At 56.2% G+C, this 1,426-nt stretch carries 1 rRNA gene (only partly in view); it reads left to right on the forward strand.

Annotation, left to right across the window (positions count from 1 at the left end):
* Positions 1-1,394, forward strand: a 23S ribosomal RNA gene (locus ACFZCD_RS32830); it begins 1,796 nt to the left of the window's first position.
* Positions 1,395-1,426 lie beyond the last annotated feature (32 nt).

The following is a 1,426-nucleotide window of genomic DNA, read 5'->3' on the forward strand; positions in this document are numbered from 1 at the left end:
GCCTGAGACCTGATGCCGAGCCGATTGTGGTGAAGTGGATGATCCTATGCTGTCGAGAAAAGCCTCTAGCGAGTTTCATGGCGGCCCGTACCCTAAACCGACTCAGGTGGTCAGGTAGAGAATACCGAGGCGTTCGGGTGAACTATGGTTAAGGAACTCGGCAAAATGCCCCCGTAACTTCGGGAGAAGGGGGGCCACAACTGGTGATGAGTCTTGCACTCTGAGCTGGGGGTGGCCGCAGAGACCAGCGAGAAGCGACTGTTTACTAAAAACACAGGTCCGTGCGAAGCCGTAAGGCGATGTATACGGACTGACGCCTGCCCGGTGCTGGAACGTTAAGGGGACCGGTTAGCTCTGTTTCGACAGGGCGAAGCTGAGAACTTAAGCGCCAGTAAACGGCGGTGGTAACTATAACCATCCTAAGGTAGCGAAATTCCTTGTCGGGTAAGTTCCGACCTGCACGAATGGCGTAACGACTTCTCGACTGTCTCAACCATAGGCCCGGTGAAATTGCACTACGAGTAAAGATGCTCGTTTCGCGCAGCAGGACGGAAAGACCCCGGGACCTTTACTATAGCTTGATATTGGTGTTCGGTTCGGCTTGTGTAGGATAGGTGGGAGACTGTGAAGTCATGGCGCCAGCCATGGTGGAGTCGTCGTTGAAATACCACTCTGGTCGTGCTGGATGTCTAACCTGGGTCCGTGATCCGGATCAGGGACAGTGTCTGGTGGGTAGTTTAACTGGGGCGGTTGCCTCCTAAAGAGTAACGGAGGCGCCCAAAGGTTCCCTCAGCCTGGTTGGCAATCAGGTGTTGAGTGTAAGTGCACAAGGGAGCTTGACTGTGAGACCGACGGGTCGAGCAGGGACGAAAGTCGGGACTAGTGATCCGGCGGTGGCTTGTGGAAGCGCCGTCGCTCAACGGATAAAAGGTACCCCGGGGATAACAGGCTGATCTTCCCCAAGAGTCCATATCGACGGGATGGTTTGGCACCTCGATGTCGGCTCGTCGCATCCTGGGGCTGGAGTCGGTCCCAAGGGTTGGGCTGTTCGCCCATTAAAGCGGTACGCGAGCTGGGTTTAGAACGTCGTGAGACAGTTCGGTCCCTATCCGCTGTGCGCGTAGGAGTCTTGAGAAGGGCTGTCCCTAGTACGAGAGGACCGGGACGGACGAACCTCTGGTGTGCCAGTTGTCCTGCCAAGGGCATGGCTGGTTGGCTACGTTCGGGAGGGATAACCGCTGAAAGCATCTAAGCGGGAAGCCTGCTTCGAGATGAGGACTCCCACCCACTTGATGGGGTAAGGCTCCCAGTAGACGACTGGGTTGATAGGCCAGGTGTGGAAGACCGGTAACGGTTGGAGCTGACTGGTACTAATAGGCCGAGGGCTTGTCCTCAGTTGCTCGCGTCCACTGTGTTAGTTCTGAAG

This window comes from Streptomyces sp. NPDC008001 (genome assembly GCF_042958085.1).
Lineage (GTDB): Bacteria > Actinomycetota > Actinomycetes > Streptomycetales > Streptomycetaceae > Streptomyces.